Here is a 10,060-nt window from a genome sequence, read left to right as displayed (position 1 = left end):
GGCCGCTCCGCCGTCGCTGCGGCCGGAGCCGCGTGCCGCCGCGGCCATCGCGAGCGCGGCCGCCGCGGCCAGGGCCGCCCAGGCGCCGATGGCGAGACGCGCGTCCGCGCCGAACCACGCATACAGCGGCGCGGTGAGCCCGGCCCCCGCGGCGGCGCCCGCGCCGAACGACATCGTGCTGATGCCGACCCACAGCCCGCCGGCAGACAGGGATTTGAGGTACTGCGGCACGAGGGTGCTCGCGGCCATGATGGCCGCCCCGGCGACGACCGTGCCGACGAGGAGGGGCGCGGCGCCCGTCACGCGCAGCGACAGCGCGGCGGCGAGCGCGATCATCGTCGCGGTGAGCGCCCAGGCGACGCCGAGGCGCCGCGCCAGCCAGGGGCCGAGCGGCGCACTGGCACCGAGGGCGATGACAGGCAGCGTGACGAGGACCGAGGCCGCGAGCGGATCGAGCGCGAACTGCGTCGACACCTCGCCGAGAAGAGCGGCGACCGACGTGATCGCGGGGCGCAGGTTCACGCCGACGAGGACGACCGCCGCAAGGCCCAGGGCGCGCGCGGCGCGCGCGGTCCCGGCGGCCGCGACGGCGGGCGGCGTCTCGACAGCCCGCGCCTCGTGCACCGCGAGCACGCGCACGCTCAGAGGCCGAGGAGGCGCAGGCCGTCGGCCACGACGTGGCCGTCGTGCAGCACGGTGCGGTCGCCGCTGCGGTCCATGACGGCACTCGTCGGCGTCTCGCCGTCGACGAGCACGAGGTCGGCGCGGTCGCCCACGGCCACGCCGGGCCGGTCGCCGACCCCCGCGACGCGCGGCGAGGAGTGGCTCATGATCGACGCCCCACCCATCGTCGCCACCGCGAGCGCGAGCTCGATGTGGTCGTCGCGGCGGAAGCCGTTGACGAAGGCGAGCTGCCACGTGCGGTCGAGCATGTCGCAGTTGCCGTACGGGCTCCAGTAGTCGCGCTGGCCGTCTTCGCCGAGGCCGACGCGCACGCCGGCGGCTGCGAGATCGAGCAGGCGAAGATGGTTCGAGGTCGACGGCGCGATGGTGGCCATGGCGATGTCGAGCTCGGCGAACTCGTCGATGAGGCGGCGGCTGGTGGCCTCCGACACCGATCCGAGGTCGTACGCGTGCGACATCGCGACCTTGCCCTGCATCCCGAGGGCGCGCGTCCGCTCGAGCACGAGCTCGGTGCTGAACACACCCAGGGCGCCGGGCTCGTGCAGGTGGATGTCGACCTCGACCTGGTACTTCTCGGCGAGGCCGAACACGATGTCGAGGTGCTTGACCGGGTCGCGGTCGAGCTGGCTGGGATCGATGCCGCCCATGACGTCGGCGCCCTGCCTGAGCGACTCCTCGAGGTACTGGACCGTCCCCTCCTCGCGCAGGATGCCGGCCTGCGGGAACGTCATGACCTGCACGTCGGCGTGATCCGCGAACTTCTCTTTCGCCGCCATCACGGAGTCGAACTTCTCGAGCTTGCAGTCGACGTCGACCTGCGCGTAGGTGCGCACGCGGGTCGTGCCCTTCGCGATCATCTGCTCGAGCGTGCCGGCGACGATGTCGGCGTGCGGCACGTCGGTGTTGCGCCAGTTGTTCCGGTCGTTGAGCATCATGCCCCACACACCCGGCGCACCGGTGTGCGGGCGGAACGGCAAGCCGATGCGCGAGGAGTCGAGGTGAACGTGCACGTCACTGAACGACGGGATCGCCAGACGGCCTCGGCCGTCGACGTCGCCGGCACCCGTCACGGCGGCCGGGTCGTGCGGGCGGATCGCGGCGATGCGGTCGCCGTCGATCACGATGTCAGAGGCCTCGCCGCCCCACGGTCGCACGTTCCGAATGAGCACGTCTGATCCCTTTCGACGGAGAACGGATGCCGCAACCTGGCGCGGCGTAACTCGTCAATGGTATACCAAACAAGGGATGAACTCGATAGAGTGACCGAAGATCACCCACGATCCCCTGTTCTGGGATACCACTGGAGCCCATCGCCATGCGCATCCTCCTCACCGCCGACCACGTCATCGCCTTCGACGGGACGGGCCACACCGAACTGCGCGACGGTGCCGTGCTCGTCGGCCGCGATCGCATCGAGTGGGTCGGGCCTGCCGCATCCACTCCGCTCGACGGCGTCGACGAGCGGATCGACCTCGGCGCCGCCGTGCTGATGCCGGGCCTCATCGACCTCGACGCCCTGACCGATGTGGACCACCTGCTGCTGGACTCGTGGTCCGATGCCGCGCAGGCGAAGCGGCTCGCCTGGTCGGAGGACTATTTCGACCGGCGCCGGCACGTGTTCACCGAGGCCGAGCGCCGCCGCGTGCGCGAGGTCGCGCTCGTGCAGCTCGCGCTGCACGGCATCACGAGCTACATGCCGATCGCCTCGGAGGTGCACTCGGCGTGGGCGGAGTCCGCCGACGACTTCTTCGCGATGGCCGAGTTCTCCAGCCGCCTCGGGCTGCGCGGGTTCCTCGGTCCCTCGTACCGGTCGGGCGTGGGCGTGGTCACCGCGGACGGCCGACGCGACGTGCGCTTCGACGAGCAGGCCGGGCGCGACGGCCTCGACGATGCGATCCGGTTCGTCGACGGCATCCGGGCACTCGACGACCCGCTGCTGACGGGTGTGTTCCTCCCCTGCCGCATCGAGACCCTCACGCCCGAGCTGATGGAGGCGACCGCCCGCGCCGCCGCTGAGCGCGGCGCCCTCGTGCGCATCCACGCCCTGCAGGGAGAGTTCGAGCGCACCTCCATCCAGGCGAGGTACGGCCGCACGCCGCTGGAGCACCTCGCCGCCCACGGCCTTCTTCACGACCGCGTCATCGTGCCGCACGGCACCGTGATCGACATCAATCCGCGCGTGCACGGCGAGGACCGCGGCGACCTCGCCCGGATCGCCGCGGCCGGGGTCGCGATCGTGCACTGCCCGCTCACGAACGCGCGCTACGGATCCGAGCTCGTGACGCTGTCGCGCTACCGCGAGGCCGGGATCGTGTTCGCGCTCGGCACCGACTCGTTCCCGCCCGACCTCATCCGAGGCATCGACACCGGGGTCTCCGCCGCCAAGGTGCAGCACGGTTCGACCGGTGCGGGCGACGTCGCCGCATACGTGGATGCCGCCACCCTCGGCGGCGCGGCGGCCCTGCACCGCCCCGACCTCGGCCGCATCGCGCCCGGCGCGACCGCCGACCTCACGGCGTTCCGCCTCGACGACGTGCGCATGGGCGCCGTCGACGACCCGCTGCGCACACTCGTGCTCGCCGGCACGGCCCGCGACGCCTGCCTCACGATGGTGGGCGGACGCGTCGTCATGCGCGACGGCGAGATCCCGGGCATCGACCTCGCCGAGGTGCATCGCGACATGCAGGCGCTGTTCGACACGATGCGCGCCGCCTACGCCGAGCGCGACTACCGTGGCACCGCGGGCGAACTGTTCCCGCCGGTGTATCGCGTCGCGGACACCGCCGCCTTCGAGGAGCGCGCATGACCGACCCCGCCGTCGCCGCACCGGCCGACATCGCACCCGCCGGCCCCGAGGAGGGCGGCGAGGGCGCGGAGGCGCTGGCCGACAGCGTCTACGGCGCGCTGCTGCGCGACATCGTCGGCGACGAGCTGCGACCCGGCACGTGGCTCAAGGAGCGCGAGCTGTCGGAGCGCTACGGCGTCTCGCGCGTGCCCGTGCGGCAGGCGCTGCACCGACTCGAGTCAGAGGGGTTCGTGCGGGCGTCGCCGCGGCGCGGCGCCGTCGTGTCGCCGGTGACGACAGCCGACATCGACGAGCTGTTCGACGCGCGCCTGTGCATCGAGCCGTTCGCCGCGCGGCAGGCGGCGCTGCGCGTCGCGGCCGGCGGATCGGCGGCCAGACTCGCCGACGTGCTCGCAGCCTCCGAGGCCAGCTTCGCCGAAGGCGACGATCGCGACGGCATCACGCTCAACCTGCGCTTCCACGCCGAGGTGCTGGAGCTGTCGGGCAACTCGCTCCTCGCGCGCAGCCTGCAGCCGATGCTCGGGCGCATGGAGTGGATCTTCCGCCGCACGAGCCACGCCGGCGAGCCCGACCAGCTGCGCGAGCATCGCGCCCTCCACGACGCGATCGCCGCGGGCAACGCCGACCTCGCCGCGGCGATCGCCTACGCCCACATCGAGCGCGGTCGGGTGCCCGCGCTGGAGGCACTGGGGCCGCTGCCGACGCCCTGACCCCCGGCATCCTCCCGCTCCCCGTCAACCGGCGCTCGGAGCGCACCGCATGCGACAGGTCAGGCCGGGGCACACGCGTCGGGCGCGGCCCGGAGGCCGCGCCCGACGGGACGGATCCTCAGGAGGCGAGCTCTTCGGGCTGCGCCTGGGTCGTCAGCGAGATGACGCCGTAGTCCCACCCCTTGCGGCGGTAGACGACGCTCGGGTGATCGGTGCGGACGTCGATGAAGAGGAAGAAGTCGTGGCCGACCAGCTCCATGCGGTCGACGGCCTCTTCGACGGCCATCCACTCGGGCTGGAACTCCTTGGTGCGGATGACGACGGGCGAGTAGCCCTCTTCGTCCTCGTTGCCGGTGATGATCGGGATCTCTCCGGTCGCGACGGCACGCAGGACGTCGGCGGACGCGGGCTGCAGGTCGATGCCCTGGATCGCACCGCTGCCCTTCTCGTACTTGGCGCCGCGCGGGTGGTTGCGGGCGTCGACGCGCTTGTCCTTCGCGCGCCGCAGCTGCTCGCACAGCTTGTCGACGGCGAGGTCGAGAGCGGTGAACTTGTCGCCGTCGGTGGCCTCGGCCCGGACGACGGGCCCCTTGCCGTCGACGGTGAGCTCCACCGTCTCGTCACCGGGTCGCCCGTTGCGATAGGCACGGTGGGTGACCTTGATGTCCACGCGCTGGGCGCGCGGCGCGAGGGTCGCGATGCGGGTGGCCTTCTCTTCGACGACCGAGCGGAAGCGATCCGAAATGCCCACTCCCACGCCGACGATGCTGGTTTCCATCCCCTGACCTCCTTGTTCCGGTCCTCCCGGTCAAGGGCGGACCTTCAGTCGCCTTGTGCCCCCCACCGTAGTCGGGCGTTCCGGGTCTGTCACCTGTGAGTTTCGAAGGTGTCCGGTCGGCGTTCACCGAGATGTGGGAGCCGCCGCGGCGTGGCGCCGACGGTCGCCGCACCGACCACTTCGGCACCGGCCGCCCGCAGCGCGCGGGCCGCTTCGGCAAGGCTCGCGCCCGTCGTCACGACGTCGTCGACGAGCACGACGCGCAGCCCTGAGACATCGCCGTGGGCGACGAGACTGCCCTCGACGTTGCGGCGCCGCGCGTCGCGTCCGAGGCCGCGCTGGTCGCCGGTGCGGCGTGCGTGACGCAGCAGCCGGGCCGGCCGCAGCCCCGCGCGTCGCAGCAGCAGCTCGGGCACCCGGAAGCCGCGGCGCCGGTACGCGGCCCGCGACGTCGGCATCGGGACGAGGACCACGGGCCCCTTCCCGTCCGGGTCCAGTCGGTCGAGCGCCGCGCGCAGTGCGGGCGCCAGCGCCCGCACCAGCCCGGTGCGGCCGTCCTCTTTGACCGCGCGAACGACCCGCGCCGCGACGCCCTCGAACGCCAGCCCGCTCCACACCGGGACGCGACCACCCGGCTCGTCGATCACCTGATGTCGCGGCACCGGGGCGAGCGCGAGGGCGCACCGCTCGCACAGCACGACATCGGGTTCGTCGCACCCCGCGCACGACACCGGCAGCAGCAGGGCCAGCGCGTCCGCGCAGGCGGAGCGGGTGACGAGCACGAGCGCAGACGGCATGGGCCCAGCCTGCGGCGGCGGGTGGCGGCATCCACTCGTCCTCACCGGATCTGTGGATGGATGCCGCCGACCGGCGACCTGGGGAGGACGCTACTGCGGGGCGCCCTGCTGGGTCGCGAGCACCAGGACCCCCGTCGCCGTGGGCTGCCACGACGTGCCGCGCTTGACGAAGAGGGTCCCGTCGTCGGCACGCAGCCGCAAGCTGGAGACTCCGGTGCCTCCGGCGATCGAGGTCATGCCGGCGGTCGCCGACGAGGTCGTGGTCGGCCCCCCGACGGGCTGCTCGACGACGATCGAGGCGTCGTCGCCTCTCGCCAGCACGCCGATGCTGGCGTCGTCGATCCACGTCACGCCCTCCGCCGGACCGCCGACGATGGCGAGCTGCACCGGCGGGCCGAGCTTCACCGGAACCCCGTCGCCGTCGCGCACGACACCGGCCACCCACAGCACGGTACGGCCGCCCGACAAGACCGTCGCGGCCATGCGGGTGCCGTCGCGCGAGAGCGCCATCGCGCTCACCGCGGTCGCATCGGGCCACGCGTCGGCGACATCGATCCCGTCCGCGCTCTGCGGGCCGTACACGCGCAGCGCCGCGGGCTGGTCGCTGGGCACGCTCCAGACGTACCCGAGCCCGTCGATCGCGGGGTCGATCAGCCCGCTGCGGGTGTCGAGCACCTGGGGGTCCGCGGCGGTCGCGATGAGGCGCGCCACCTGGCCCCCGGGCAGGGTGACCGCGGCCGCGTCGCGTTCGACCCCGACCTGCACCGTGGTCGGCGCGGCGGCGACGACGACGGGCGACAACCCCGGGACCTGATCGATCTCGTCGCCCGAGAGGAAGCCGAATCCGTCCTCGGTGAGCACGAGCGGGGCGGCGGGCACACGGGTGGACCTGACCGCGACCGGGGACGCCTCCAGCGGCGTCGAGTTGACCCGCATCACCACGTCGGTCACCCCGACCGCGCGCAGGCTCTCGCGCAGCTGCGTCTCCATGCGGTCCAGCGCCGTGGCGCTCGCACTCAGCAGGGAGTCGTCGTCGAAGTCGACGACCGCGACGCCCTTCTCATCGACCGGCACCGAGGCCACCGCCGAAGCACCCTCGGGGAACGCCGACTGCACCGACTCCGCGAGCCATTCGCTCATGGGATCGTTCACGAGCGCGACGGCGATCGTCGTCGCCGCGTTGACGTACGGGAACCACCGCACGTCGGGAACGAGGTACTGGTACGTCGGGTCGAAGTACATCAGCGAGTAGCGGTGGAAGACCTGCGGGAACTGGCCCTCGTCGAGCCAGATGCCGTCCGGCGCGGCGATGATGCGCCACTCGCCGTCGGCCTGCTTGGCCAGGCGGAACTCCTGCGAGTTCGACGCCAGCTCAGCGCGGTGGTACGAGCCGGTGTCGTCGACGTCGGCGACCGCCTCGTACGAGAACGTCACGGCACCGTCGTCGGTGTCGGACGTGGTGTAGTCGCGCTCGGCGCGCTCGTCGACCCTGACGGTCGCCAGCGGGTTCCACGACTCCGCCAGATCCGGCGCGAGGAACTCCTTGGCGACCGCCCACGCCCCCTTCACGCCGGGGCCGGATCCCGCGTCGATGAAGCCCTCGACGATCTGCTCCGGGCTGGCGCCGGGCTGCGGCCGGTTCGGCAGGAACACGAGGTTCTGCGAGCCGCCGGTGTCCTCGCCGGTCGCGAATCCGTACTGCAGCGACCCGCTCTCGGGAAAGCCGGCGCAGCCCGTCACGACGAGCGCGCAGAACGCGAGGATGAGAGCGAGGATGCCGCGGGCCCTGGTCATGTCTTCCCCCCTCGGCCGCCGGCATCCGGCGCCGCGGTGTCGGCGCGCGGCAGCTCGATCGGCTCGGTCAGCCCCAGATCCTCAAGGCCCGGGCCGGCGTCGTCGCCGGGATCAACGGGGATCGGCGGGGCACCCGAGAGCGTGCCGTGACGCGGCAGCGTGAGCACGAAGTTCGTGCCGCGGCCGAGCTCGGACCACACCGCGAGCTCGCCGCCGTGAAGCTTCGCGTCGCCGAGCGCGATCGACAGTCCGAGGCCGGTGCCGCCGATCGTGCGCTTGCGCGACGGATCGGCGCGCCAGAACCTGTCGAACACGTGCTCGGCGTCGCCCGGCTTCATGCCCATGCCGTAGTCGCGGACGCCGATCGCCACGGCCTGCTGGTTGCTGTCGACCGTGACGACGATCGGGCGCGCCTCGCCGTGCTCGATCGCGTTGCCGAGCAGGTTGCGCACGATGCGGCGCACCCGGCGCGGGTCCATGTCGACCGGGGAATATCCGCCGGGCGCGACGAGCCGCACGTCCGACCCGTGCTGCTCGGCGAGCTGCTGCATCGAGCCGATCACATCCTCGGCGAGGTGCGCGAGGCTCGTGGGCTCGCGCTCCAGCTGCACCGAGCCGGCGTCGTAACGGCTGATCTCGAGCAGGTCGGTGAGCAGCACCTCGAACCGCTGCACCTGCGCATTCAGCAGCTCGGCGGCGCGCGCGGTCGCCGGGTCGAACTCCTCGCGCTGGTCGTTGATCATGTCGGCGGCGAGGCGGATGGTGGTCAGCGGGGTGCGCAGCTCGTGCGAGACGTCCGACACGAAGCGCTGCTGCACGAGCGAGAGGTCGGCGAGCTCTTTGATCTGCGACTCCATGCTGTCGGCCATCGCGTTGAACGAGCGGCCGAGGGTGGCCAGCTCGTCCTCGCCGTGGACCTCCAGCCGGACGTCGAGCTGACCGGCGGCCAGGCGCGCACTCGTGTCGGCGGCCTCGCTGATCGGCGAGGTCACCGAGCGCAGCACGAACCAGGCGATGCCGCTGATGAGCAGCACCAGCCCGATGCCGACGATCCACAGCGTGCTCTGCACGAACCCGAGGGTCTGGGGAGCATTGGCGAGGTCGTACGCGAGGTACAGCTCGTACGACGCGACGCCGTCGATCTCCAGCTGCTGGCCCACCATGATTCCGGGCGAGGTCCCGCCGGTGCTGTCGGGCAGCGCGATCGGCTGCCAGATCTGGCGCTCCGGCGTCCTGCGCACCTGCTCGCGCATCGCCGGCGTGAGCAGCGAGTCGATGACGCCCTCTGCCGTCGAGAAGTCCTGCGGGGCGTTGGGCACCGGCGGCCCGATCCGGTAGGCGGCGACCATCTTGGCCGACGACTGGTCGCGCAGCGCCGTGAACGCCAGGGTCATGACGCTCTGCAGCTGCACGGCGTCGGACTGCACGGCGGCGTCGAGCGTGCGCTGCGCGGCGGCGCGGGCCTGCTCGGCGTCAGAGAGCACCTGCTCCTGGCGCGAGCTGTAGAGGTCGTTCTGGATCTGCAGCGCCATCCACACGCACGCCACGGCCACCGCCAGCAGCGTCAGCCCGATCGTGACGAGCAGCGTGCGGAAGCGCAGCGAGCGCCGCCACAGCGCCGCGATGTTGCCCGGCCACGCGCGCCACAGCCGCCAACCGGTGAGGGGCGTGCGGGTCGCGTTCACCCCCGTGATCGGGGCTGTCATGAGGAGCTCAGACGACGGCGCCGGCGCGGTACCCGACGCCGCGCACCGTCGTGACGATCTTGGGGTTGTCGGGGTCCTTCTCGACCTTCGCGCGCAGCCGCTGCACGTGCACGTTCACCAGGCGGGTGTCGGCCTTGTAGTGGTAGCCCCACACCTGCTCGAGCAGCATCTCGCGCGAGAACACCTGCTGCGGCTTCGAGGCCAGCGCGACCAGCAGCTCGAACTCCAGCGGCGTGAGCGCGATCGGCGCGTCGCCGCGGCGCACCTCGTGCGCGGCGACGTCGACCGTGAGGTCGCCGATGCGCAGCGTGTCTCCGGCCGGCTGGGCGGCCGGGCGCAGGCGCGTGCGGATGCGGGCGACGAGCTCTTTCGGATTGAAGGGCTTGACGATGTAGTCGTCGGCGCCGGACTCCAGGCCCTTCACCACGTCGGCGGTGTCGGTGCGCGCGGTGAGCATGATGATCGGGATGCCGGACTCGGCGCGGATCACCGTGCAGATCTCGATCCCGTCCATTCCCGGAAGCATCAGGTCGAGCAGGATCAGGTCGGGTCGCTCGGTGCGCCAGGCGTCGACGGCCTGGGCGCCGTCCGCGCAGAACACCGTCTCGAATCCCTCGGTGCGCAGCACGATGCCGATCATCTCGGCCAGGGCGGTGTCGTCGTCGACCACCAGGATGCGTGAAGTCATCGCGCGCGTTCGTTCCTTCTCTCCAGGCACGGGCAGAGCCTTCGCCTTCCCCATGCGCTCCCCACAGAGTAGTCGACGCATGCTGGAGAGCGGCCGA

Annotated in this window: 8 protein-coding genes and 1 pseudogene; 2 read left to right on the top strand and 7 right to left on the bottom strand. The window is 72.2% G+C overall.

Annotated elements, in window-relative coordinates:
- Together IF188_RS10170 and IF188_RS10165 are read right to left on the bottom strand one after the other, a co-directional pair.
- Positions 1-639, bottom strand: a pseudogene (locus IF188_RS10170) (MFS transporter); the annotation flags it as partial.
- Between the two features lie 2 nt (positions 640-641).
- Positions 642-1,853 (bottom strand): amidohydrolase family protein, encoded by a 1,212-nt coding sequence (locus IF188_RS10165; protein WP_191171664.1) that lies wholly within the window; start codon positions 1,851-1,853, stop codon positions 642-644.
- A gap of 146 nt (positions 1,854-1,999) precedes the next feature.
- Here IF188_RS10165 and IF188_RS10160 point away from each other — a divergent pair, with 146 nt between their 5' ends.
- On the top strand, positions 2,000-3,490 hold the full coding sequence (locus IF188_RS10160) for a chlorohydrolase family protein (protein WP_191171663.1): 1,491 nt from the start codon (positions 2,000-2,002) through the stop codon (positions 3,488-3,490).
- Positions 3,487-4,200 carry a GntR family transcriptional regulator gene (locus IF188_RS10155; protein WP_191171662.1) on the top strand — a complete coding sequence of 238 codons (714 nt, stop codon included), beginning with the start codon at positions 3,487-3,489 and terminating at the stop codon, positions 4,198-4,200. Before IF188_RS10160 ends, IF188_RS10155 begins: the two co-directional genes overlap by 4 nt.
- 118 nt (positions 4,201-4,318) lie before the next feature.
- On the opposite strand, the gene hpf is transcribed toward IF188_RS10155, so the two are convergent.
- From hpf to mtrA, 5 genes are all read right to left on the bottom strand, one after another.
- Positions 4,319-4,978, bottom strand: a complete 660-nt coding sequence (gene hpf / locus IF188_RS10150; protein ID WP_191171661.1) for a ribosome hibernation-promoting factor, HPF/YfiA family — start codon at positions 4,976-4,978, stop codon at positions 4,319-4,321.
- Between the two features lie 89 nt (positions 4,979-5,067).
- Positions 5,068-5,775, bottom strand: a complete 708-nt coding sequence (locus IF188_RS10145) for a ComF family protein (protein WP_191171660.1) — start codon at positions 5,773-5,775, stop codon at positions 5,068-5,070.
- Positions 5,776-5,865: 90 nt separating this feature from the next.
- Entirely contained in the window at positions 5,866-7,569 is a 1,704-nt protein-coding gene (locus IF188_RS10140) for an LpqB family beta-propeller domain-containing protein (RefSeq protein WP_191171659.1), read from the bottom strand.
- Positions 7,566-9,275 (bottom strand): MtrAB system histidine kinase MtrB, encoded by a 1,710-nt coding sequence (gene mtrB, locus IF188_RS10135; protein WP_191171658.1) that lies wholly within the window; start codon positions 9,273-9,275, stop codon positions 7,566-7,568. Before mtrB ends, IF188_RS10140 begins: the two co-directional genes overlap by 4 nt.
- Before the next feature lie 7 nt (positions 9,276-9,282).
- A complete protein-coding gene (gene mtrA, locus IF188_RS10130; protein ID WP_191171657.1) occupies positions 9,283-9,963 on the bottom strand; it encodes an MtrAB system response regulator MtrA in 681 nt (226 codons plus the stop codon).
- Positions 9,964-10,060: the final 97 nt, after the last annotated feature.

This window comes from Microbacterium helvum (genome assembly GCF_014779795.1).
GTDB lineage: Bacteria > Actinomycetota > Actinomycetes > Actinomycetales > Microbacteriaceae > Microbacterium > Microbacterium helvum.
Note: the sequence above shows the minus strand (reverse complement) of the source record. Positions and strands in the feature narration are given on the sequence as shown.

Coding starts and splice junctions, on each gene's coding strand:
- IF188_RS10145 (WP_191171660.1), bottom strand. CDS start 5,775: ATGCCGTCTGCGCTCGTGCTCGTCACCCGCTCCGCCTGCGCGGACGCG.
- hpf (WP_191171661.1), bottom strand. CDS start 4,978: ATGGAAACCAGCATCGTCGGCGTGGGAGTGGGCATTTCGGATCGCTTC.
- IF188_RS10140 (WP_191171659.1), bottom strand. CDS start 7,569: ATGACCAGGGCCCGCGGCATCCTCGCTCTCATCCTCGCGTTCTGCGCG.
- IF188_RS10160 (WP_191171663.1), top strand. CDS start 2,000: ATGCGCATCCTCCTCACCGCCGACCACGTCATCGCCTTCGACGGGACG.
- mtrB (WP_191171658.1), bottom strand. CDS start 9,275: ATGACAGCCCCGATCACGGGGGTGAACGCGACCCGCACGCCCCTCACC.
- IF188_RS10155 (WP_191171662.1), top strand. CDS start 3,487: ATGACCGACCCCGCCGTCGCCGCACCGGCCGACATCGCACCCGCCGGC.
- mtrA (WP_191171657.1), bottom strand. CDS start 9,963: ATGACTTCACGCATCCTGGTGGTCGACGACGACACCGCCCTGGCCGAG.